Below are 21,237 nucleotides of genomic sequence, written 5' to 3'. Positions count from 1 at the left end.
GATTACTTTCCGCCAGCGCCCATGAGGCCCTGGACAAGCGCGCGGCGCGCGAAGAGGTAGGCGAGCAGTACCGGCACCATGGACAGGGTCACGGCCGCCAGGAGTCCGGGGATGTTGATGCCGAACTGAGTCTGGAAGTTGAACAGGCCGAGGGTGACCACACGGGTGGATTCAGACTGCGTCAGGATCAGCGGGAAGAGGAAGCCGTTCCACGCCTGGAGCGCTGAGAACACGGCGATGGTGGACAGGCCGCCCTTGGACAGCGGCAGCACTAGGCGCAGGAAGGCACGGGCGGGGGATGCGCCGTCCATGGCCATGGCCTCATAAAGGTCCGGCGTGATGTCGCGCATGGTGCCGCTGAGGATGATCGTGCAGATCGGGAGTGCGAAGGCCGCCGTCGGAAGAATGACGCCTAGCAGGTTGTCATAGAGGCCCACCGTGTTGATCAGGTAGAACACCGGAACAATGACAGCCTGGGCAGGAATCGCCAGGCCCAGCAGGAACAGGCGGAAGATGGCCGTCGCGGCACGGCTTTGGCTGCGCACAATGGCATAGCTCAGCGGAGGTACCAACAGCAGGACGAGGCCAACCACACCCAGGGTGACGATAACCGTGTTAAGGAAGTACCTGCCGAAACCGCTGCTGATGGCATCCACGTAGTTCTGCAGGGTGAAGCTGGTGGGGAACGACAGCGGCCCGTTGTCGCCGAACTCGGCACGCGTCTGGAACGTCGCGGACAGCATAACGTACAGCGGAACAGCAACGATGGCCAGCCAGATGAAGGCTCCGACGCCGGCGAGGTAATTCGGACGCGTTTTCATTTAGAGCCCCTCCATGGAACTGCGCATCTTGTCGTACCCGGAAACGCGGACCACTGCGAAGGAGATCGCCGTGGAGATGACGACGAGGACCAGCGCAATCGCGCTGCCGGTGCCGAAATCGAACCTGCGGAAGGCTTCCTGGTACATGTGGAAAGCGGTGATGGTGGTGCCGGTTCCCGGTCCGCCGTTGGTCAGGATGAGGACTGTTTCAAAAGTCGTCAGGCCGCCGACCACCATAAGGATCACCGACGTGATGATGCTGTTCTTCAGCTGCGGCAGCGTGATGCTGAAGAACTGCCTGACGGTGCCGGCCCCGTCGATCGACGCCGCCTGGTACAGGACCGGCGGGATCTGGCGGGCGGCACCTTGGTAGATCAGTGTGTGGAACGGCGTGAACTGCCACATGCCCACGAAGATCAGCACCGCAATGGCGCCGGTCTGCGTGCCGAGGAGGTTGCCGTCCCCGAACAGCCAGGACAGCTGGCCGGGGAGGCCGAAGTTGGGGTCGAGGAGGGCGCGCCACAGGACGGAAATCGCCGCGGAGGACAGCAGCAGCGGAACGAAGTAGATGGCGCTCAGGATGGCGCGGTTTTTCTGGTTTCCGGCCGCCCAGACGCCGAGCAGGATGCTCAGCGGAGTCTGGGTGATGATGCCGAGCGCAATAAACAGCAGGCTCAGCCAGAGGCTCTGGAGCATCACCGGGTCCTCAAACAGAGCCTCCCAGTTCTTGAGCCCCACGAATTTGGGATCGCCGAGACCGCTCCACGTAGTGAAGGACAGCACCGCCACCGCAACAAGCGGCACGAGCGCGAAAAGCCCAAAGAAGATAGTGGCAGGAAGAGCCCAGACAAAGCCGGGGCGGCTCGAGGTGGAGCCGCCCCGGCGTGTGGGACGGCCCTTTTCAGGGCCGCCCGCACGTTCCGGGCGCCTGCGGTTGGCAAGCGTCGTCGTCATGATTTTTCCTAAAGGCTCTGCATGGCCTTGATGAAGCCGTCTTCATCAATCTGTCCGCTGAAGAACTGGGAGACGGCGGTGAGGATGGTGACAGTTGCTTCCGGCGGGTACGCCTGGTCCCAGGAAAGCTGGAACGACGGCGCTTCCTTCACCAGGCTGAACTGGTACTTGGCGTACTCGGGGTCGGCAGCCTTGTCGAGGAACTTTTCCGTGTTCGTGGTGGTGGGAAGGTTGCCGATGGCCACCTGTTCCTCCACGAACTGATCCGAGTACATGAGCTTCAGGAAGTCGCGGGCGGCTTCCGGATAGCGCGTGTTCTTGTGGATCGAGTAGAAGTTGTTGGTGTTGCCCACGAGGTTGTCCTCGTCGCCTTTTCCACCCTCGATCTTCGGGAACTCGCTGTAGCCGAGGACATCCGCAGCGAACGCAGCATCATTGCTCTGCTGCGTGGAGTACTCCCACGAGCCCATGAGCTCAAAACCGGCCTTGCCGCTGGCAAGAAGGGCAGGCGAACCGCCGTCGGTGAACTTCACGGAGTCGAAGTTGGTGCCAAAGGCCCCCGCATCCACCAACTCGCGGAGCATGCCAAGCGCCTTGCGGCTTTCTTCGGATTCCCAGACGCTGCTGTCCCCTTCCAGCGCCTTCTGGAACAGACCCTCGCCTGCAACGCGGTCGTAAAGGTACTCAAACCACATCAGCGTCGGCCACCGGTCACCGGCCCCCAAAGCAATGGGGGTGATGCCCTTGTCCTTGAGGATCTTTACGTCCTCCAGCAGTTCATCCCAGGTGGCCGGCGGCTTGCTGATGCCCGCGTCAGCCAGGACCTTGGTGTTGTTGAAAAGCATGACCGGCTGGGTTCCCCGCATGGGAACCCCGTAGGACTTGCCGTCGATAACCGCAGTTTCAAACACAGACGGCAGGAAGGCGTCCTTGAGCTGCGGGTCTTCCTTGATGAAGTCGTCCAGTGGAAGCACAAGGTCGGCATCCACAAAGCTCTTGATGCTGCCGCCGCCCCAGTTGAAGAAGATATCCGGTGCGGTGGGGGTATCCATGATCGTCTGCAGCTTGGACTGGTATTCGGCACCCGGAATCTTGTCCAGGACAATCTTTACCTCGGAAGTAGCGTTAAAGGCGTCGATCATCTTTTGCTCAACTACGTTGCCTGCGTCGCCGTACATCGCGACGTGGAGTTCATTCTCCGGCCGGCTTGATGCGCCGGACCCGCCGGAGCAGCCTGCCATTGTCAGGCCAAGGGCAAGTGCCGCACCGCCTGCGATAGTGCGGGCTACCCATCCATGGTTGTTCATCTTCGAACGCCTCTCGAAAGTTTCGATACTTTGATCGAAAGTTATGTGACGGTTGCCAGTGTAAGTTGCGTTACACCTGGGGCGCAAGGTGTAAGTATTTTGGGCACCAACGGACGAAAGGCCCGCTATGCTGGTCCTCATGTCCAGCCCTGCATCGTCCGACGCGCGCGTTACCTTGGCCCAACTGGCAGAGGAAGCGGGCGTTTCGTTGTCCACCATCTCGAAGGTTCTTAACGGCCGATCGGACGTTTCTCGTAAAACGCGATCGAAAGTTGAGGAGCTCCTCGAGGAGCATGGCTATAAGCGGCGGAAAACGACGGCGTCCAAATCCGCCCTCCTGGAGCTTGTGTTCCACGAGCTTGAAAGTGCGTGGGCGCTCGAAATCATCCGCGGTGTGGAGAACGTCGCCAAAGCGAACGGCATGAGCGTCATCCTCACCGAAAGCGGCACCAGGCATGCTCCCGGAACGGATTGGATCGAAGGGGTCCTGGCCCGCCGGCCCGCCGGGGTGGTGCTCGTCTTTTCCGATCTGCCGCAGGAGTACCGGCAGCAACTGGATGCCCGCTCCATCCCGTTCGTGATCATCGACCCGGCAGGTGACCCTGCCCCCGACGTGCCTTCGGTTGGTTCAGCCAACTGGGCCGGGGGCATGATGGCCACCCGCCACCTCATCGAACTCGGCCACACCCGCATTGCCGCCATCTCCGGGCCTGAGGACATGATGTGCTCCCTCGCCAGGATCGATGGCTACAGCTCGGCCCTGAACACCGCGGGCATCCCCATCGACCGGACCCTGATCCGATACGGTGACTTCCACGTGGACGGCGGCCGGAAGCACGCCCACGAGCTGCTGCAGATGGAGCAGCGGCCTACCGCCATCTTCGCCGGAAGTGATTTGCAGGCCCTCGGCGTGCTGGACGCAGCCCGCCAGCTGGGAATTTCAGTCCCGGCCCAGCTGTCCATCGTGGGCTATGACGACCTCCAGGTGGCACGGTGGTCCAGCCCCGCGCTGACCACCGTGCACCAGCCCCTGATAGAAATGGCTGAAGAGGCGGCGCGCATGGTCCTGCGGCTCCGGGAAGGTGAACGGCCCAACAACCTGCGCCTTGACTTGGCAACATCCCTTGTTGTCCGCCAAAGTACTGCAATCTGCCCCGACTGATTCGCGGGCAGCATCTTCCTGAAAGGAACACCATGTCCAGTGCGGGGCCCAACGGAGATCTGATCACCCTCAAGGCGGGGGCCTATACGGCTACTGTCGCCAGCGTGGGGGCCGGACTCGTAAGCCTGTCATTCCAAGGCCAGGACATTGTGCTGCCCTTTCCCGAGCACGAACTGCCGCCAGCCTACGCGGGGAAGGTGCTGTTGCCCTGGCCCAACCGTGTAGCCGGCGGCGCCTACACCTTCGCCGGCCGGCGCTATGAGTTGCCGGTAAACGAGGCCACTACCGGCAGCGCCCTGCATGGGCTTGCACTGTGGAACGCCTGGCAGGTAGAGCACAGCTCGGACAGTGAAGTGCTACTCACCCATCTGCTGCACGGAGAACCTGGCTACCCGTTCCAGCTCGCGCTCTCGGTGCGCTACGCGCTGGACAGCGGCACAGGGCTTCGGGTCGAGCTTCACGCCTCCAACTGCGGCACGGCGGCAGCCCCTTACGGCTGCGGCTCCCACCCTTACATCACCGTGGGCGGCGAGGACGTCGGCAACTGTGAATTGAGCTTCCGGGCCGGCAAAGTTCTCCTCACTGACAGCAGGCTCCAGCCCACGGAGCTCCTGGACACCAAAGGTACGGACTTCGCATTCCCCGAGCCGCGCATGCTGGCTTCGCAGTCGCTCGACCACGCCTTTACAGACCTCCCCCAAGGGGATTGGAACGTCACGCTGCGCAACCCCGCCCTCAGGCTTTCGGCAGTGGTGGAAGCTACTGGAACCGAGGCCCCCTGGCTGCAGCTCTACTCGGGCGAACTGCGCGGCCGGAAGGGCTTGGCTGTCGAGCCGATGACCTGTCCGCCCGATGCCTTCAACTCCGGGCAGGACCTTGCTGTCCTTGAACCAGGTGAGTCACATTCCCTCACCTACCGGATCCATGCTGTGAAGGGCTAGCAGCAGGAAACGGCAATGCGGCCCGGAACCACGTGGTTCCGGGCCGCACCTTTATGAGTGACTGCCGGTGGTGTTACTGCTGGTAGGCGGGGTGGTGGCCGGCACGCTGCTCACCGCCCGGATTGGCCTTGAGGAGCGTGGACTGCAGTGCGTCGTACGAAGGCTTGCGCGTGTAGTCCTCCCACATCACCGTTGCCTCGCCCTGGCCGTTGAAGAAGACCGGCACCCATGAGTACTTGTCATTGAAGCCCCAGATGGTGAAGGACTTGCAGTCCTCAACATTCAGGCAGGCTTCCAGCGCGCGCTGGTAGTAACTGGCCTGCTTGGCCAGCTGCTCTTTGGTCGGCTTGGTGCCGGCAGCAATGTTCATGCGGACATCGATCTCCGTGACGGCGGTTTCCAGGCCGAGGTCATCGAAGCGCTGAAGGTTCGCCTGCAGGTCGCCGGGGAAGCCGTACTGGGTGCTGAGGTGGCCCTGCACGGCGAAGCCGTCCACCTTGACGCCCTGGGACAGGAGCTTCGAGATGAGTCCGACGTAGGCCGTGCTCTTGGGGTTGATGCTTTCCACGCTGTAGTCGTTGAAGAAGAGCTTGGCCTTCGGATCGGCTTCGTGCGCCCACCGGAAAGCATCAGCGATGATCTCCGGACCAAGTTCCCGGATCCAGATGTTGTCAGTGGTCCGGAGCGTACCGTTGTCATTGAAGATCTCGTTGGCGACATCCCACTGCTGGATCTTGCCCGCGTACCGGCCAACAACAGTGGTGATGTGGTCCTTCAGAATGGAGCGAAGCTCGTCCTTGCTGAAGTTGCCCTGCTCCAGCCAAGCCGGGTTTTGGCTGTGCCAGAACAGCGTGTGGCCGCGGACCACCTGGCCGTTCTGCTGGGCGAACTCGACGATGGCGTCCATCTCAGCGAAGCGGTACTGATCGCGCTGGGGGTGGATGAACTCCCACTTCGCCTGGTTCTCCGGCGAAACCGAACTGAACTCTGAGGCCAGGACTTCACGGTACTGCTGGTCTGAAGTGAAAGGGTTGGCATAGGGCATCGTCTCGTGGTGGCCACCGCCGGCAACTGCCGTGCCAATTCGAACGTTTTTCGGTGCGGCCCAGCGCAGGGTGTCCTGCTTGGCAAGGCCCGGGGGCTGCGGCTTGTCATTCCCGTCGGCAACTGCTGGCAGTGCCGTGGGGAGGACAAACGCTGACGCCATGACGGCGGCAGCAACCATTTGTGCAACCTTCATAAAGAGCTCTCCTTTGAGTACGAGCCGATCGGGAACCTGATTCCGACCAGACCTTTCCGGAAAATTCCGGAACTTGGTTGTTGTAGATTAGGAGCGTTTCGGAGAGCGCGTCAAGGGTTTCGCCGAAAATGCCGTGGCTGGCGGTGCGACATGAAGGCCTATACTGGCAGCGACCCAGGAGGAATGCGTGCCCGAGAGCCAGCGCCCGGCAGTCACGATTTCGGCTATTGCTGCCGAAGCGGGGGTGTCAGTGCCTACAGTTTCCCGCGTGCTCAACGGCAGGGGCGATGTGTCCGCGCGTACCCGCGAGCGGGTGGAAGCCCTGCTGCGGGACCACGGCTACCAACGGCGGGGGATCCGCCCGGATGTCCGGTCAGGCCTTATTGACCTTGTTTTCAACGACCTGGACAGCCCTTGGGCGGTGGAAATCATCCGTGGCGTGGAGGAAGCCGCCAATGAAGCGGGGGCTTCGACGGTGGTGTCCGCGATCCACCGCAAAACAAGTCCCACCTCCACCCGGCAGTGGCTGGACAACGTCAGTGCCAGGGCGAGTGACGGGGCCATTCTGGTCACCACAGACCTCGATTCCTTCCTGCGGGCCGAACTGCAGCGCCTGCACGTCCCCGCAGTCGTGATTGATCCTGCGGGCGTGCCGGACTTGGACGTGCCAACGATAGGTGCCACCAACTGGACCGGAGCGGTCGGCGCCACCGAGCACCTCACTGGAATCGGCCACCAGCGGATTGGATTCGTTGCCGGCACACCTGGCCTGTGGTGCAGCAGGGCGCGGCTGGACGGCTACCGCGCGGGCCTTGACGCGGCCGGGATCCCCTTTGATCCCGACCTGGTTGTGGACGGGGACTTCGACTACCAGTCCGGGTTTCGCGCCGGGTGCCGGTTGCTCGAGCTGCCCCAACCACCGTCTGCCGTGTTCGCCGCGAGCGACCAAATGGCCCTCGGCGTCTACGAGGCAGTGCGAAAGAAGGGGCTGCGGGTGCCCGAGGACATCAGCGTCGTTGGATTTGACGACCTTCCGGAAGCCCGCTGGGCGTCTCCTCCGCTGACCACCGTCCGGCAGCCGCTGGCGGAGATGGGCAAACTTGCTGCGCGCACCGTGCTTCGGATGCTTCAGGGCGAGGGTGTTGAAAGCCCCCGCGTGGAACTCTCCACCAGGCTTGTGGCCAGGGAGAGCACCGCCGCGCCCCGCAACAGGTAATCCCTGCGCTCCGAAACTCCTCTTGGAGACCCTTGACGAGGTGATGAGCACAAGCCTACGCTGAGCGCATTCCGGAAATTACCGGAAATTCCCGTGACTCCGATGAGGTAGACATGAACTTCCCACTTCGCCGCCCGTCATTTCTACGCAGGGCGGCGCTGCCTTTCGCTGCCACCGTTGTGGCACTTGGTGCTGCCGTTCCGGCAGGCCTTGCTGGCGCAGCTCCTGCCCAGGCCGACCAGGCCACCCCCGCGATCGTCAATTCAACCAGGCACGAGGGCAAGTACCTAAGCCTGACGTTCGACGACGGTCCCGATCCCGTCAACACCCCAAAGCTGCTGGCCGTGCTGGAGAAGCACCACGTCAAGGCCACCTTCTGCCTGTGGGGAGACCACGTGAAGCAGCACCCCGAGGTTGTCCGCCAGATCGCGGACGCGGGCCACCTGCTCTGCAACCACACGATGCATCACCACAACATGGGTGGCTGGAGCGCCGAGGCCATCAGGGCCGATCTCGAAGAGACGAGTGCCGTTATCCGCGAGGCCGTGCCGGAGGCGAAAATCAACTACTTCCGCGCTCCCTATGGAAGCTGGGGACAAACTCCGGAGGTAGCCGCAAGCATGGGCATGCAGCCGCTTGGCTGGGCCACGGTGGTGGGCGACTGGGATCCCCCGGGGACTGCAGAACTGGTCCGCCGCATCAGGGATGGCATCACGCCGGGAGGGGTGGTGCTCCTGCACGACGGTGGCGGGGACAGGAGCCAGACGGTGGAAGCAGTAGACCAGGTCATTCCGGAACTACAGTCCGAGGGCTGGCGCTTCGACCGGCCTGCCCGGCGCGGCTGACAGCCTCCCAGACGCAGCCCGTCCCTACCTCCCTTGACGGTGCTGCCGCCGCAACCATATAGTTCAATTTATAAACTAATTGGCTGTTTCCGGCCCTACTCTTTGACTGCAAGGACGCATCATGACTCTTACCCCGACCCCTGCTGAGAAGTTCACTTTTGGTCTTTGGACTGTTGGCTGGACCGGCGCTGACCCGTTCGGTGTTGCGACCCGTGCGGCGCTGGATCCGGTGGAGGCGGTGCACCGGCTCGCGGAGCTGGGCGCGTACGGCATCACCTTCCATGACAACGACCTGGTCCCGTTCGAGGCCACGGCCTCGGAGCGTGAGCTGATCCTGAAGAACTTCAAGGCGGCCCTGGCCGAAACCGGGTTGAAGGTCCCGATGGTGACCACCAACCTGTTCAGCCACCCGGTATTCAAGGACGGCGGGTTCACCTCCAACGACCGCTCCATCCGCCGCTTCGCCCTGTCCAAGGTCCTGCGCAACATCGATTCCGCCGCGGAGTTCGGCGCCGAAACGTTCGTGATGTGGGGCGGGCGTGAGGGCAGCGAATACGACGGGTCCAAGGACCTCTCCGCGGCCCTGGACCGGATGCGCGAGGGCGTGGACACCGCCGCCGCGTACATCAAGGACAAGGGCTACAACCTGCGGATCGCGCTGGAGCCCAAGCCCAACGAACCCCGCGGCGATATCTTCCTGCCCACCGTCGGGCACGGCCTGGCGTTCATCGCCCAGCTCGAACACGGCGACATCGTGGGTTTGAACCCCGAAACCGGGCACGAGCAGATGGCCGGGCTGAACTTCACCCACGGCATCGCCCAGGCCCTGTGGGCCGGCAAGCTGTTCCACATCGACCTCAACGGCCAGCGCGGCATCAAGTACGACCAGGATCTCGTCTTCGGCCACGGCGACCTCACCAGCGCCTTCTTCACCGTGGACCTGCTCGAAAACGGCTTCCCCAACGGCGGCCCCCGCTACGAGGGCCCGCGGCACTTCGACTACAAGCCCTCCCGCACCGATGGGTACGACGGCGTCTGGGAATCCGCCAAAGCCAACATGTCCATGTACCTGCTCCTGAAAGAACGCGCCACCGCGTTCCGCGCCGACCCCCAGGTCCAGGAAGCCCTCGCCGCCTCCGGCATCTTCGAACTCGGCGAAACCACCCTCACCGCCGGCGAAACCGCCACCGACCTGCTCAACGACACCACCGCGTTCGAAGACTTCGACGCCGACAAAGCAGCCGAACGCTCCTTCGCCTTCGTCCGCCTCAACCAGCTCGCCATCGAACACCTCCTCAACGCCCGCTAAGCAGGTCATTCCGTCACTGCCGTCCGGCCCCTTTCAGCAGCAGCTCCATCGAGCGCGTGCTGAAAGGGGCCGGCGCTGCGTTTGAGCTCGAAACCAGAAGCGTGCGACGGCGGTCAAGCCAGCCGGGGTGCCTTGCTGGCCTGGCTTCATTCGGCTGCGCCTCGTGCACCTGTGCCTGTGCGGCGCAGCGGATTTTCCCCTATGGATCGTGTTGTTGCCACATGGTACTTTGACCCTCTTACGTCGCTTACCGGAAGCGATCCAGGAGGAGGCCAGCTCATGAGTGATACTGATTCCGCCGGAACGAACATGGATGTCGTCGACATCCTGACCAGTGACCACCAGGACATGGTTGCACTGATCGGGCAGATCAAAAGCACGCCGGATGGCACCGCGCGCAGGGACCTTGCGGACACCCTGATTGCCGAAGTCATGCGCCATGCCGTCGCGGAGGAAATGTACGTCTATCCCGCCATTGAGGACCACGTGCCCAACGGAAAAGAAGAGGTGGAGCACGACAAGAAGGAGCACGACGACATCGTCAAGCTGATGAAGCGGCTGGAAAAGGTTGATTCCTCCGACCGGGAGTTTATGGAACTCGTGGGTGAGCTTGAGGGACAGCTGACCCATCACGCCAACGACGAGGAATCCGAGCAGTTCCCGAAGCTCCGCCTGCACATTCCCCGCGAAAAACTCATCGAATTGGGGCAAAAAGTAGAGAAAGCGAAAAAGGTGGCACCCACCAGGCCGCACCCAAGCGCCCCGCATTCGGAACTGTTCCATAAGACGGTGGGACCGGGGGTCGGCATGGTGGACCGGCTCCTGGACAAGCTCACTCATCGGCAGACAGGTTCGAAGGACGACTGACAGGCTGCTTATGGCTTTCGGGGCGGGTTGCCTTGGTGGTGACGCCACTCGCGGTTAGGTTGGCAGGAGTTCTTTGCCTACCACCGACACCGAGGAGGAGTCATGAGCGACGGCGCCATGGACAGCACCGGCCCAACGAGCAGGCCGGCAACGGCCGCGCAGCAGCAGCTAGCTTCAAAGGCCGGCCATGCCGACCGGATTGATGACGACGGCGGCCGTCCCGCCAAATGGCGCCTCATCGGGCCTGGCCTGGTGGTCGCAGCCACCGGCGTGGGCGCTGCTGACATGGTGGCCACTTTGGTGGCGGGCTCCCGGTACGGTTACGGCCTGTTCTGGGCAGTCATCGTTGGCGTGGTCTTGAAGATCATCCTCGTTGAAGGCGCCGGACGCTACACGCTGGCAACCGGAAAGACGATCTTCGAGGGATGGCGTTCCCTCGGCAAGTGGACCACCTGGTACTTCGGGCCTTACATCATGATCTGGGGCTTCGTCTACGGAGCCACTGCCATGTCCTCCGCAGCCTTGCCGCTCGCGGCCGTGTTCCCAATCCTGCCGCTGTGGGCGTGGGCCATCCTGATGGGCCTGGCCGGTTTCGCGATGGTGTGGTGGGGCAAGTACGCCACCTTCGAGAAGATCACTGCCGTGCTGGTGGGCATGATGTTCGTGACCGTGGTGGGTTTGGCCATCATTGCCGCCCCGAACATCCCGGAGATGCTCACCGGCCTGATCCCGATGATCCCATCGACCGATGGCGGCATCTTCTACACCCTGGCCCTGGCCGGCGGGGTGGGTGGAACCATCACGCTCGCCGCCTATGGATACTGGCTCCGCGAAAAGGGCTGGTACACCCCCAAGTGGATGAAGGTCATGCGGATCGACAACTCCATGGCCTACGTGATGACAGGGATCTTCGTGATCGCCATGCTCATCGTCGGTGCCGAGGTTGTCCGCTCCGCCGGTGTTTCCCTCAGTGCAAGCGATGAAGGACTGCTGGATCTCTACGATGTCCTGAAAGCGGAGTACGGCGACGTGGTGGGAACGGGATTCCTCGTCGGTTTCTGGGCCGCTTCCTTCTCCTCCATCATCGGCGTCTGGAATGGCGTTTCTTTGATGTTCGCCGACTTCTGGGGCAATATGCGGGGCAAGGAATCCGGACACCCTGATACCCGGGTGGGCGGGAAATACTTCAAGTTCTACATTCTTTGGCTCACGTTCCCGCCCATGATCCTCTTCGCCCTAGGCCAGCCCATCGGCCTGATCCTGCTTTACGGCGCTTTGGGTTCACTGTTTATGCCGTTCCTGGCACTGACCCTGCTCGGCCTGCTCAACGGCAGGCGGATACCCAAAGCCTGGGCCAACAAGCTGCACTCCAACATAGCGCTGGGAGTGTGCGCCCTACTGTTTGTCGTCCTGGGCATCCGCCAGTTCTGGACGTCCCTGTCGCCGCTCTTCGGCGGGTGAGAAAGGCGGAGCAGTGCGAGAGCGTTGCCGGAAAAGCCGCATCAAGTGCGAGAGCGTTGCCGGAAAAGCCGCATCAAGTGCGAGAGCGTTGCCGGAAAAGCCGCATCAAGTGCGAGAGCGTTGCCTCTGGAGCACGTTCCCTGTGCGTCGGAGACCACGACGCCACGGACGCGGCCGGGGAAGCGGCCAGCCCGCAGCTCCCGGTTTGCCGGATTGGCCGGAGTACGGGCCCGGCCGTAGAACGATGATCCTGGATGAGCTGCCCCGTGTGGCGGAGGACCCCCGCGGGGAGCTTCAGGAGTTCTGGGCGGGGGCCTGAACCGGCTGTACAACTTCCAGCAGCAGGACAAAGCGGGCGCCCTGCGATGGGTGGAACGCTCCAGGTTGAAAGATCCCCGACCAGGAACTGCAAATGTCGGACAGTCCGCTCCAGCGCCGAAACCCTACGTCTTCGTCAGCCGGTACCGTTCGATCTGTTTGAGCCGCCGCAGGAGGCTGTCGCGCCGCGGGTGCGGGACGGCGTCGGCCGCTTCGGCGGTGAGGTCAATGTGTTTGGTGCCGTACTGCCACAGCAGCAGGTCATCGAGCAGCCGGTCCGGACCGGGGGAGTAGCGGTGGTCCAGGGCCTTGCGGACTTCGGTGATGCGGTTGGCGCTCAGCAGCCCGGCGAGCTGCATGGTCTGGTTAAGTCCGTGTGCGGCGAGGAGCTCCGCGGCCCAGCCCCAGTCGTCATCCACCTTGCGGTCCACGTGCGGGAGCAGGGTGCGCCACACGTCGCGGATCCGGTTGGGTGTCAGCGGCGCGGCGCCCTCGCCCTCGGTGTCCCAGAAGCTGCGCACTTCCTCGTACCGTTCGTGCAGGTCCGCGAAGGCCGTTTCCACCGTTTCCAGCATCGCCGCCGTGGCGGTGAACTGCCGGTCGAAGTGCGGGGTCCAGGCGCGCGGGTCCTCGGCCTTGAATCGGATATCGTGCTCGATCTCGCTCCAGGCGTGCGCAAAAATCGTGCGGATCTGGCATTCAAAGAAGTAGCTGCCGTTGGGCTGCGCATCCGGGTTGAAGACCTGTTGGTACTCCTTGACGGCCTCGTTCTGGATGGTCCGCAGGATCAGGTGGCGGCTGGAGTAGCCGTAGGTGCCGGACTCGATGGAGCCGATGTCCTTCTCCCGGTCCCCGCGGCAGTCGAACAGTTGCCGCTGCCGCTTGATGATGTTGGCCACCGCGGCATTTTCGGCCGGCAGCTTGGTGATCACCCTGATGCCTACCATGTCATTCAGCGTCCGGAACGGGTCCGGGAACTTCAGCACCGGCGGGCCGCCTGGCTCCAGCGGCTCCTCGATCCGGGAGATCTTCTCCTTGAACGATTCCACCGTTTTGGTGCGCCCGGTGACGAACAGCGGGGTAACCTCGCTGTCCTTCAGCATGTCCCGCATCAGCAGCAGGACATCCCGCGTCACCAGTTTCAGGGCAGGCCGGACGCGCTCATAGATCTCCACGTTCTGCTGTACAGATTCGCGCAGGCTAGGGTCCAGGCTGTCCCAGTTACTCGGCATAGTCCCAGCTTACGGCCGGGCACAGACAGAACGACGGCGGCTGGAACCGTCAGCGTTCCGCCGCCACTGTGGATCCGCGCACCACGAGCGAACTCTCCAGCGTCGCCCCGGTCTGCTCCAGCACCTTCCCTTCCATGAGGCGGCGCAGCTGCTCCCCGGCCTTCAGGCCCAGCGAAGTGGCGGGCAGATGGACGCTGGTGAGGCCGGGATTGCTCGTGGCGGAATAGGGGAGGTCATCAAAGCCGGCCACCGCCAGCTCCTCGGGTATCCGCACCCCTGCCACCCGCGCTTCCTGCAGCACGCCGTAGGCGTGGGTATCGGTGCCGCAGACGACGGCGGTCACCCCCTCGCGTTGCCACGCCGGCCAGGCGGAGGCGAACGCGGCGGCCGCCGTTCCGACGTCGATGGTGGTGCTGATGATGCGGTCCGGCCCAACGCTGATGCCGCGGGCGGCCGCCTCCTCCAGGAAGGCTTTCCGCCGCAGGGCGAAGGTTTCCGTGCCGGTGACGCTGTCCACGTACGCCGCCTCCCGGTGCCCGGCGTCCGCGAGGTGCGCCGCGAGTTCCCGCGCTCCACTGGCCACGTCCAGGTTCACCGACGGCGCGTACGCCTCCAGCCCGGGAGCATCCAGCAGGACAAGCGGCGACGGCGACGCAAGGTCTTCGAGGAAGCCGGCGTTGGGTGCGTCCACCAGCAGCCCGGCCGGACGCAGGGACATCAGCCGCCGGACGTCGTCGGCCTGGGGGAACTCGCCCGCCTCGGTGACAGACAACAGCAGCTGGTACTGCGAACCCAGGGACTCCCGCACGCCGGCAATCACCTTGGCGAAGAACGGGTTGGAGATATCCGGCGCCACGAGGATCACGATGGAGCTCACGCCTTTGGCCAGGGAACTGCCGATGCCGTCCACCACGTAGCCGAGTTCGGCGATGGCCTCCCGGACCTTGGAAACGTTGTCCTCGGAAACACGGCCCGCAGTCTTGCCGTTGGCCACCAGCGAGACGGTGGCCGTGGAGACGCCGGCGCGGGCAGCGACCATCGCCGCCGTGATCCGCCGCGAACGCGCGGGCTGGTGCGACTGTTCCGCGAATTCCATACTTCGATCGTAGTAGGCGATGCGCCGGCTTCAGATCAACCGGGGGACAGCGCTACCCGTCGAGGCCCAGGTCCTCGATGACCCCTGCCACCCGGCGGCGTTGGTCCCCGCTCAGCCCCTGGATCGGCAGGGGCAGGCAGGCCTCCGGCGCCAGTCCAAGCTGCTCCGCGATGGCGGCGACCACCCTGATGCTCCCACCGAATTCGGCAAACAGGTTCCACAGCGGCGCAAGCCGCCCGGACTCGGCCAAGGCGTCGGCGATCCGGCCCTCCTGGGCAGCCCTGGTGATTCCCGCGGCAAGGGCGGGCAAGGTGCCGCCGATCACGGAGTACCAGGCATCGCACCCGGCGGCCAGGCCGGCGGCGGCGCGTGCATCACCGGAGACGCCGATGGTCACGGACGCCGGGACAACAGCACGGATTTCCTGGAGCCGGGCCGCTGCCTCCTCCAGGCCGCCCGGCACGCCCGGTATCTTGATGGACGCGATCCGCGGCAGCGCGGCAATCCGCCCGTAAAGCTTCGTGCTGAACGTGAAGTGGGTAGTCCCCGGGTTGTCATAGACGGCGACGGGCAGTGACGTGTGCGCCGTGACCGTCCGGAAGAGTTCGAACACGTCGTCGTCCGTCAACGGTTGATACGTCATCGGCGCAAGCAGCAGGCCGGAAGCGCCGGCCCGCTCGGCGTTCTCCGCGTTGGCCAGCACCTGCGACGTCCGCAGCGCCCCGATCCCAACGATCACCGGAGTGGACCCGGCATGCTCCACCGCCAGCCGGGCAACACGGCTCCGCTCCTCCCCGCTCAGGTACGCGTAGGAACCGGTGGAGCCGAGCGCGGTGATGGAATCAACGCCGGCCTCCCTTAGCCGTTCCACCAGGCGGACGAACGAAGCCTCGTCCACAGCATCGTGTGCCAGTGGGGTGAGGGGAAAAGCGCTCAAGCCAGTGAACATCGGCTCAACCGACAAAGTCGAGATCGGCGGGGCTGGCTGCCTGCTTCCTGGGCGAACGGCGGCTGCCACCGCGCTGCGCCGCGGCACCGGCCAGGACCACCAGCAGGATTCCCACCAGCTGGATGGCAGAGGGCTGCTGGTGCAGGATGAGCAGTCCGAGGAGGACGCCGACGGCGGGTTCGAGGGCCATCAGCGTTCCAAACGCCGTGGGTGTCATCCTGCGCAGGGCCAGCATTTCCAGCGCGAACGGGAGGACGGGCAACAGAAGGGCCAGCCCGGCGGCGGCAGCCAGGACGTCAAAGCTGAGGTGGCCTGCAGCCTGCGGGATTCCGACGACGGCGGCCGTCACCGCGGCGATGGGCACCGTGAGCGTGAGCGCGCCGATGCCGGTGAAACGGTCACCGATCCGCTGGGTGAGGAGGATGTAGAAGCCCCAGGCGACGGCTGCCAGCGCGGCGAACGCGACGCCGGTCGGGTTGAAGTCGCCCTGCCACGGCTGGGTCAGCAGGACCACGCCGACGAGCGCCAGCGCAGGCCAGGCGAGGGCCTTCCGGTTGTGGCTGCGGATGGCGGCCACCGTCAGCGGACCCAGAAACTCAATGGCGACGGCGGTCCCGAGCGGTATGTGCTCCACCGCGGCGAGGAACCCGATGGTCATCACGCCAGTGGTGATCCCGAGCCCGAGCAGCGGCAGCACGTCCGGACGCCGGATGGAGCGCAGTGGCGGGCGGCCAATCGCAAGCAGGATGATGGCTCCCATGCTCAGGCGCAGCCAGGCGGTACCGGCCGGGCCCACGTCCTCGATCAGGCCCACGGAGAGGGCTGAGCCCAGCTGGACCGAGAGGATCGCGGTGACGGCCAGCCCCCACGGCGGTACCGGAACGTTTCGCTTGAGCATGTCAGTTTCCTTCGGTGGTTGCTGGGGCGGCGGCGTTAGCTTCGGGGCGGTGCCCCGAGCCAACGCCCGGTTCGAAGACCGCGAGCGTGAACGTGGCCGGTTCGTTGGCCGGATTGGCATATGAGTGCTCGACGTCGCCAGGGAAGGAGACGGCGTCACCGGCCTCGAGGACGAAGGTTTCGCCGGCAACCACAACCGTGATGGATCCCCCGCGGACCTGGAGCAGTTCCTTGGTGCCGGCTGCATGGGCTTCGCTCTCGTGCCGGTCACCGGGCGCCAGGGTCCAGTCCCACAGCTCAACCACATCAGGGGACTCGGTCCCGGCCACCAGCACACCGCGGCCACCGGAGGCAGAACTCCAAAGGGCTGCGCCCTTACCGCTCCTGGTGACAGTTACGGGCTTGGGCTGCGGCGAGTCCACCAGGGCCGGCAATCCTATGCCCAGCGCGTCACTGATTCGAAGCAGGGTCCCCACGCTGGGATTCGCAGCGCCCTGTTCGACGTTGACCACCATGCGGCGGCTCACTCCCGCGGCTTCTGCCAGCTGGTCCAGGGTCCAGCCCCGTGACTGGCGTTCCTGCCTGACCCGGCTGCCGATCGCTGACGCCAGGGCTGATGTGCCTTTATCCATTAGTGCATCATACTGCACTTTAGTGCACTGCGCGAAGGCGCGGTGAGGAAGGGGAGCGTGGGTTGACGGAGCCCTTCCTTAGGGGGACGCCAGGTGGGACGATGCCCTTATGAGCGATACAAGCGGAGGGGGCACGCGCGATCTTGGTCCCCACCAGCATGCGCACGCGGCACCCAGCACCCAGCAGATGAGGACCGTCGGGCAGCGCCGGCGGGACGCCGAGGAGAAGTTGGAACACCACCTTCAAGAAGCACGCCAAAAGCACGAACATCACGACGTTGAGGGCGACCCGGAGGCGGGGCTGGCCGGCACTGTCCAGCCCTAGGACGCCTTTCTCGCATACGGCCCGAAAAGGAGCACCGGCAGCCAGTGGGCTGCAGGCGGTCAAACGCTTGACCTGCAACTACGTCAAGCGTTTGACGTGATGCTGCTAACGGTGCCATGATCTCTCCTGAACGCTTTCGCTCCCCGCGCTGCGGTCAATACACCCGGCGCGGGCCCCAATGACGTGGAGATCATCGTGGAACCCACCGCCCAGTCCCTCAGAGGGCAATCCCCCGACCGCAAGAAAATCATTCTCGACTGCGACCCCGGGCATGACGACGCTGTGGCGTTGCTGCTCGCGCACGGCAACCCGGACATCGAACTGCTGGCCGTCACCACGGTGGTGGGAAACCAGACCCTCGAAAAGGTAACCCGCAACGCGCTGGCCGTCGGCAGCATCGCTGGCATCACCGGCGTTCCCTTCGCCGCCGGCTGCGGCCGACCCCTCGTCCGCAGCATCGAAACCGCCCCGGACATCCACGGCGACAGCGGCATGGACGGCCCCGCCCTCCCCGACTCCACCATCGAGCTGGACCCGCGGCACGCCGTCGACCTCATCATCGACACCGTGATGGCCCACGAACCCGGCACGGTCACCCTGGTGCCCACCGCCGGCCTCACCAACATCGCCCTGGCTGCGCGCAAGGAACCGCGCATCGTTGAACGCGTGAAGGAAGTTGTCCTGATGGGCGGCGGCTACCACGTGGGCAACTGGAGTGCCGTGGCCGAATTCAACATCATCATCGATCCCGAAGCCGCCCACATCGTCTTCAACGAAAAGTGGCCGGTGGTCATGGTGGGCCTTGACCTGACGCACCAGGCGCTCGCCACCCCGGAGGTGGTGGAAAAGATTGCGGCAATCGGCACGAAGCCGGCGAAGTTCGTCACGGAACTGATGGACTTCTTCGCCCATACCTATAAGGACGCTCAGGGCTTCGACTCCCCGCCGGTCCACGATCCCTGCGCCGTTGCCTATGTCATCGACCCCACGATCGTCAGTACCCGCAAGGTGCCGGTAAACATCGAGCTGCAGGGAACCCTGACGCTCGGCATGACGGTGGCGGACTTCCGTGCGCCGGCCCCGGCTGACTGCCACACGAGCGTTGCCGTAGACCTTGACCACGAGAGGTTCTGGAACCTGGTCACCGACGCATTGGTCACCATCGGTGAGCCCCTCGGCGGCGAGGGCGGCAGCGTCGCCAACGCGGCCGACGCCGAACGCCGGGAACCTGCCCACCTCACCGCGGGAGGCGTCAAGTAAATGACTGCCACCATTTTCGAAACCAAGGCCACCCGTGGCAACGTTAGCGCCCTGATGGTCGCCCTGCTGGCGGCCTGCGTGGCCTTCCAGCTCAACGCTTCCATGCTCAGCCCGGCCCTGGTAACCATGGGCGAGGAGCTCAACACGGACCAGGCCGTTATTGGCCTCTCGCAGACATGGTTCTTTACTGCGGCCGCCCTGTTCTCCCTGTTCCTGCCCCGCCTGAGCGACATTGTGGGCCGCAAGAAGATCCTGGTGGGCATGATGCTGCTCATGGCCGTCGGATCGGTGATCGCAGCCCTCGCTCCGGACGTCACCTGGCTCTTTGTGGGCCGCATCATCCAGGGCGTCAGCGGCCCCACCGTTCCGCTCTGCCTGATCATGCTGCGCTCCGCGGTCAGCAACCCCCGCAAGTACGGGACGCTGATGGGTCTTATTACGGCCGTCAACGGCGGCGTGGCCGGCGTTGACTCGTTCGTGGGCGGCTACTTCGCCGAGCACTTCGGGTTCCGCAGCATCTTCTGGCTCATGGTGGTGCTGGCACTGGTGGCCACCGCACTGATCGCCTTCCTGGCCGGCGAAAGCAAGCCGGCCGCCGGTACGCGGATGGACTGGCTGGGCGTGTTCTTCATCGTCGTTGCCGTGGGTGCGCTGCTGACTGCCCTGAACGAAGGCGCCAAGCTGGTGGGCGCCTTCTCGTCCGGCACCCTGATGCTGAGCCTGGCGCTGGTACTGGTATCCGCCGTCGCGTTCTATGCCTTCTGGACCGTGGAGAAGCGGGCGAAGCAGCCGATGGTGGAAACCGTGCACCTGCGCCAGCGCTCCACGTGGGCGCCGCTGCTGACCACCACCCTGACCATGACCGGCATCTTCGCAGTCATCAACGGAATTGTCCCCGCCTATGTCCAGGCGGCCGACGGTTTCGGCGTCGGGCCCACCGAAATGTCGCTGATCATCCTTACGCCGTACGCCCTGCTGGGGTGGATCGTGGGGCCGCTCAGCGGGAAGCTCGCCCCGGTGCTGGGCTACACCAAGGTACTGCGCATCGGCCTCCTCGGCAGCATTGCGGCGCTGGCCATCATGGCGTTCTTTGGCCTGGGCAGCCTGCCCCTGATGATCGCCGGCACGGTCTTGCTGGGCATCATGTACGCCGGTACGGTCAACATCATGCTCAACGGACTCGGCGTTGTCCTTTCCCCAGCGGGGAACCCCGGCTTCCTGCCCGGCATGAACGCCGGCGCCTTCAACCTCGGTGCCGGCCTCAGCTTCCTGGTGCTCCCCGCCGTCCTGGTGGCCACCTCCGCCCTGGGTGACGCCAAGGCGTCCTACCTCACCGTGATCGTGGTGGGCCTGGCCCTCACCGTGGCGGCCTTCGCGGCCTCGCTGCTGATCCCCAAGCCGGTTGGAGCCGAGGTGGCCGAATGAACGCCGCCGAGAAGACCGGCCGGATTGTCGTCGTCGGCTCCCTGAACGCCGACCTGACCATTTACTGCGAACGCCTCCCGCTCCCGGGCGAGACCGTGCATGGCAACGGGTTCGCCGTGAATCCGGGCGGCAAGAGCGCCAACCAGGCGGTCGCCGCGAGCCGGTTGGGCGGGAACGTCAGCCTTGTCGGCGCGGTGGGGGAGGACCCCAACGGTGACATGCTGCTCTCCTCCGCTGCCGGTTCGGGGGTGGACGTCGGGCATGTGCGGACGTCGTTTGAGCCCACGGGTGTCGCGGTCATCGCCGTCGATGCCAGCGGCGAGAACAACATCATCATCTCCGCGGGTGCCAACGGCACCCTGTCTCCGGCGGACGTGGCGGAGGCCTCGGACGTTCTGGACGACGCCGCCGTCGTCTGCCTTTGCCTGGAAGTCGGCATGGAGACGGTGCTGGCAGCGGCGCAGGCAGGGCACGACGCCGGCGCAACAGTTTTGCTGAACCTCTCGCCGTATGGTGAGGTTCCGGAGCCGCTGACTGCCCTCACCGGTGTCCTGCTGGTCAACGCCCATGAGGCCGCGCTGTTCCTGGGTGACGGCGCCGCCGTTCCAGGCCCGGAGGCGGCCGGCGCCGAATGGGACAAGGTCCGGATGCGGTTTGCGGAGCGGGGGATCCGGCAGGTCCTGGTGACGCTCGGTTCGCAGGGTTCGATGGTGCTGGATTCGCTGGCCGCCGAGGGCCGGCAGGTGGTCCGGATCGCGCCCACGAAGGTGAAAGCTGTGGACACCACCGGGGCGGGCGATGCCTTCACGGGGGCCGTTGCAGTCCGGCTCGCCGCCGGCGATGCGCTCGCCGACGCCGCTGCCTTTGCCTCGGTGGCTGCTGCCCTGGCCACCACCCGGAAGGGAACGCAGGCTGCGTACCCGGAAGCGGCTGACGTGGCGCGGCTGCTCCGGAGATAGCCGCGCTCGGGTGGGGCCTTT

Annotated in this window: 20 protein-coding genes; 11 read left to right on the top strand and 9 right to left on the bottom strand. The window is 64.7% G+C overall.

Features of this window, described 5'->3' with window-relative positions:
* Positions 1-2: 2 nt before the first annotated feature.
* From AC5RV1_RS02600 to AC5RV1_RS02590, 3 genes are read right to left on the bottom strand one after another with little or no spacing between them, the layout of a single operon-like run.
* On the bottom strand, positions 3-821 hold the full coding sequence (locus tag AC5RV1_RS02600; protein ID WP_493945659.1) for a carbohydrate ABC transporter permease: 819 nt from the start codon (positions 819-821) through the stop codon (positions 3-5).
* The gene (locus AC5RV1_RS02595; RefSeq protein WP_493945660.1) at positions 822-1,775 is read right to left on the bottom strand and encodes a carbohydrate ABC transporter permease; all 954 of its coding nucleotides are present in this window, start codon (positions 1,773-1,775) and stop codon (positions 822-824) included.
* Positions 1,776-1,783: 8 nt separating this feature from the next.
* On the bottom strand, positions 1,784-3,082 hold the full coding sequence (locus tag AC5RV1_RS02590) for an extracellular solute-binding protein (protein WP_493945661.1): 1,299 nt from the start codon (positions 3,080-3,082) through the stop codon (positions 1,784-1,786).
* A gap of 139 nt (positions 3,083-3,221) precedes the next feature.
* On the opposite strand from AC5RV1_RS02590, the gene AC5RV1_RS02585 reads away from it, so the two are divergent.
* Together AC5RV1_RS02585 and AC5RV1_RS02580 are read left to right on the top strand one after the other, a co-directional pair.
* Entirely contained in the window at positions 3,222-4,244 is a 1,023-nt protein-coding gene (locus tag AC5RV1_RS02585; protein WP_493993421.1) for a LacI family DNA-binding transcriptional regulator, read from the top strand.
* Positions 4,245-4,276: 32 nt separating this feature from the next.
* Positions 4,277-5,185 (top strand): aldose-1-epimerase, encoded by a 909-nt coding sequence (locus tag AC5RV1_RS02580; RefSeq protein ID WP_493945663.1) that lies wholly within the window; start codon positions 4,277-4,279, stop codon positions 5,183-5,185.
* A gap of 73 nt (positions 5,186-5,258) precedes the next feature.
* Here the strand turns inward: AC5RV1_RS02580 and AC5RV1_RS02575 are convergent, their stop codons facing one another.
* The gene (locus tag AC5RV1_RS02575; RefSeq protein WP_493945664.1) at positions 5,259-6,425 is read right to left on the bottom strand and encodes an endo-1,4-beta-xylanase; all 1,167 of its coding nucleotides are present in this window, start codon (positions 6,423-6,425) and stop codon (positions 5,259-5,261) included.
* Between the two features lie 187 nt (positions 6,426-6,612).
* Between AC5RV1_RS02575 and AC5RV1_RS02570 the strand changes: the two genes are divergently transcribed.
* From AC5RV1_RS02570 to AC5RV1_RS02550, 5 genes are all read left to right on the top strand, one after another.
* On the top strand, positions 6,613-7,641 hold the full coding sequence (locus AC5RV1_RS02570) for a LacI family DNA-binding transcriptional regulator (protein ID WP_493993420.1): 1,029 nt from the start codon (positions 6,613-6,615) through the stop codon (positions 7,639-7,641).
* A gap of 113 nt (positions 7,642-7,754) precedes the next feature.
* The gene (locus AC5RV1_RS02565; RefSeq protein ID WP_493993419.1) at positions 7,755-8,486 is read left to right on the top strand and encodes a polysaccharide deacetylase family protein; all 732 of its coding nucleotides are present in this window, start codon (positions 7,755-7,757) and stop codon (positions 8,484-8,486) included.
* A gap of 121 nt (positions 8,487-8,607) precedes the next feature.
* The gene (gene xylA, locus AC5RV1_RS02560) at positions 8,608-9,795 is read left to right on the top strand and encodes a xylose isomerase (RefSeq protein ID WP_493993418.1); all 1,188 of its coding nucleotides are present in this window, start codon (positions 8,608-8,610) and stop codon (positions 9,793-9,795) included.
* Between the two features lie 279 nt (positions 9,796-10,074).
* Positions 10,075-10,662, top strand: a complete 588-nt coding sequence (locus AC5RV1_RS02555) for a hemerythrin domain-containing protein (protein WP_493993417.1) — start codon at positions 10,075-10,077, stop codon at positions 10,660-10,662.
* Between the two features lie 102 nt (positions 10,663-10,764).
* A complete protein-coding gene (locus tag AC5RV1_RS02550) occupies positions 10,765-12,123 on the top strand; it encodes an Nramp family divalent metal transporter (protein ID WP_493993416.1) in 1,359 nt (452 codons plus the stop codon).
* 443 nt (positions 12,124-12,566) lie between these two features.
* Here the strand turns inward: AC5RV1_RS02550 and AC5RV1_RS02545 are convergent, their stop codons facing one another.
* The 5 genes from AC5RV1_RS02545 to AC5RV1_RS02525 form a co-directional block, all read right to left on the bottom strand.
* Positions 12,567-13,673, bottom strand: coding sequence for a GTP pyrophosphokinase (locus AC5RV1_RS02545; protein ID WP_493945670.1), 1,107 nt, complete (start codon positions 13,671-13,673; stop codon positions 12,567-12,569).
* Between the two features lie 49 nt (positions 13,674-13,722).
* Positions 13,723-14,712, bottom strand: a complete 990-nt coding sequence (locus AC5RV1_RS02540) for a LacI family DNA-binding transcriptional regulator (RefSeq protein WP_493993471.1) — start codon at positions 14,710-14,712, stop codon at positions 13,723-13,725.
* 109 nt (positions 14,713-14,821) lie between these two features.
* A complete protein-coding gene (locus AC5RV1_RS02535; protein ID WP_493993415.1) occupies positions 14,822-15,718 on the bottom strand; it encodes a dihydrodipicolinate synthase family protein in 897 nt (298 codons plus the stop codon).
* A 4-nt stretch (positions 15,719-15,722) separates the two neighbouring features.
* Positions 15,723-16,616, bottom strand: a complete 894-nt coding sequence (locus AC5RV1_RS02530) for an EamA family transporter (RefSeq protein WP_493993414.1) — start codon at positions 16,614-16,616, stop codon at positions 15,723-15,725.
* A gap of 1 nt (position 16,617) precedes the next feature.
* Positions 16,618-17,247 (bottom strand): helix-turn-helix domain-containing protein, encoded by a 630-nt coding sequence (locus tag AC5RV1_RS02525; RefSeq protein ID WP_493993413.1) that lies wholly within the window; start codon positions 17,245-17,247, stop codon positions 16,618-16,620.
* A gap of 109 nt (positions 17,248-17,356) precedes the next feature.
* Between AC5RV1_RS02525 and AC5RV1_RS02520 the strand changes: the two genes are divergently transcribed.
* The 4 genes from AC5RV1_RS02520 to AC5RV1_RS02505 all read left to right on the top strand — a co-directional run bounded on the left by AC5RV1_RS02520 (position 17,357) and on the right by AC5RV1_RS02505 (position 21,216).
* A complete protein-coding gene (locus AC5RV1_RS02520; protein ID WP_493945674.1) occupies positions 17,357-17,572 on the top strand; it encodes a hypothetical protein in 216 nt (71 codons plus the stop codon).
* A 195-nt stretch (positions 17,573-17,767) separates the two neighbouring features.
* Positions 17,768-18,832, top strand: coding sequence for a uridine-preferring nucleoside hydrolase UriH (gene uriH / locus AC5RV1_RS02515; RefSeq protein ID WP_493993412.1), 1,065 nt, complete (start codon positions 17,768-17,770; stop codon positions 18,830-18,832).
* Positions 18,833-20,257, top strand: coding sequence for a uridine transporter UriT (gene uriT, locus AC5RV1_RS02510; RefSeq protein ID WP_493993411.1), 1,425 nt, complete (start codon positions 18,833-18,835; stop codon positions 20,255-20,257).
* Positions 20,254-21,216, top strand: coding sequence for a ribokinase (locus AC5RV1_RS02505; protein WP_493993410.1), 963 nt, complete (start codon positions 20,254-20,256; stop codon positions 21,214-21,216). The genes uriT and AC5RV1_RS02505 overlap by 4 nt, the downstream gene beginning before the upstream one ends.
* Positions 21,217-21,237: the final 21 nt, after the last annotated feature.

Source organism: Arthrobacter sp. Hb9-2, assembly GCF_059091165.1.
This window is presented reverse-complemented; position numbering and strand designations above follow the sequence as displayed.

Coding starts and splice junctions, on each gene's coding strand:
- AC5RV1_RS02585 (WP_493993421.1), top strand. CDS start 3,222: ATGTCCAGCCCTGCATCGTCCGACGCGCGCGTTACCTTGGCCCAACTG.
- AC5RV1_RS02590 (WP_493945661.1), bottom strand. CDS start 3,082: ATGAACAACCATGGATGGGTAGCCCGCACTATCGCAGGCGGTGCGGCA.
- AC5RV1_RS02530 (WP_493993414.1), bottom strand. CDS start 16,616: ATGCTCAAGCGAAACGTTCCGGTACCGCCGTGGGGGCTGGCCGTCACC.
- AC5RV1_RS02565 (WP_493993419.1), top strand. CDS start 7,755: ATGAACTTCCCACTTCGCCGCCCGTCATTTCTACGCAGGGCGGCGCTG.
- AC5RV1_RS02545 (WP_493945670.1), bottom strand. CDS start 13,673: ATGCCGAGTAACTGGGACAGCCTGGACCCTAGCCTGCGCGAATCTGTA.
- AC5RV1_RS02520 (WP_493945674.1), top strand. CDS start 17,357: ATGAGCGATACAAGCGGAGGGGGCACGCGCGATCTTGGTCCCCACCAG.
- AC5RV1_RS02600 (WP_493945659.1), bottom strand. CDS start 821: ATGAAAACGCGTCCGAATTACCTCGCCGGCGTCGGAGCCTTCATCTGG.
- AC5RV1_RS02555 (WP_493993417.1), top strand. CDS start 10,075: ATGAGTGATACTGATTCCGCCGGAACGAACATGGATGTCGTCGACATC.
- AC5RV1_RS02550 (WP_493993416.1), top strand. CDS start 10,765: ATGAGCGACGGCGCCATGGACAGCACCGGCCCAACGAGCAGGCCGGCA.
- AC5RV1_RS02580 (WP_493945663.1), top strand. CDS start 4,277: ATGTCCAGTGCGGGGCCCAACGGAGATCTGATCACCCTCAAGGCGGGG.
- xylA (WP_493993418.1), top strand. CDS start 8,608: ATGACTCTTACCCCGACCCCTGCTGAGAAGTTCACTTTTGGTCTTTGG.
- AC5RV1_RS02525 (WP_493993413.1), bottom strand. CDS start 17,247: ATGGATAAAGGCACATCAGCCCTGGCGTCAGCGATCGGCAGCCGGGTC.
- AC5RV1_RS02595 (WP_493945660.1), bottom strand. CDS start 1,775: ATGACGACGACGCTTGCCAACCGCAGGCGCCCGGAACGTGCGGGCGGC.
- AC5RV1_RS02535 (WP_493993415.1), bottom strand. CDS start 15,718: ATGTTCACTGGCTTGAGCGCTTTTCCCCTCACCCCACTGGCACACGAT.
- AC5RV1_RS02575 (WP_493945664.1), bottom strand. CDS start 6,425: ATGAAGGTTGCACAAATGGTTGCTGCCGCCGTCATGGCGTCAGCGTTT.
- AC5RV1_RS02540 (WP_493993471.1), bottom strand. CDS start 14,712: ATGGTCGCTGCCCGCGCCGGCGTCTCCACGGCCACCGTCTCGCTGGTG.
- AC5RV1_RS02505 (WP_493993410.1), top strand. CDS start 20,254: ATGAACGCCGCCGAGAAGACCGGCCGGATTGTCGTCGTCGGCTCCCTG.
- uriT (WP_493993411.1), top strand. CDS start 18,833: ATGACTGCCACCATTTTCGAAACCAAGGCCACCCGTGGCAACGTTAGC.